We start from the raw sequence: 254 nt of genomic DNA, 5'->3' as shown, positions 1-254 counted from the left end.
TGCCTTCATGCAGAACCCTGCGCATTGAGGATTGGTGGAGGATGACGGGATCGAACCGACGACCCCCTGCTTGCAAAGCAGGTGCTCTCCCAGCTGAGCTAATCCCCCGGTCATACACTGCTCAAGGGTGCCCAGTCAGCACCACAGACAAGGATGGTGGGTCTGGATGGATTCGAACCATCGACCCCCGCCTTATCAAGACGGTGCTCTAACCGACTGAGCTACAGACCCCTGAGCCTGTCTGCGTTGCTTCT

Annotated in this window: 2 tRNA genes; both read right to left on the bottom strand. The window is 57.9% G+C overall.

Annotation, left to right across the window (positions count from 1 at the left end):
* Positions 1 to 32: 32 nt before the first annotated feature.
* A tRNA-Ala gene (locus AB4Y34_RS42340) sits at positions 33 to 108 on the bottom strand.
* A gap of 46 nt (positions 109 to 154) precedes the next feature.
* Positions 155 to 231, bottom strand: a tRNA-Ile gene (locus tag AB4Y34_RS42335).
* Positions 232 to 254: the final 23 nt, after the last annotated feature.

The sequence above is a fragment of the Paraburkholderia sp. BR10954 genome (genome assembly GCF_040965775.1).
In the GTDB taxonomy this organism is placed as follows: Bacteria; Pseudomonadota; Gammaproteobacteria; order Burkholderiales; family Burkholderiaceae; genus Paraburkholderia; species Paraburkholderia youngii.
Note: the sequence above shows the minus strand (reverse complement) of the source record. Positions and strands in the feature narration are given on the sequence as shown.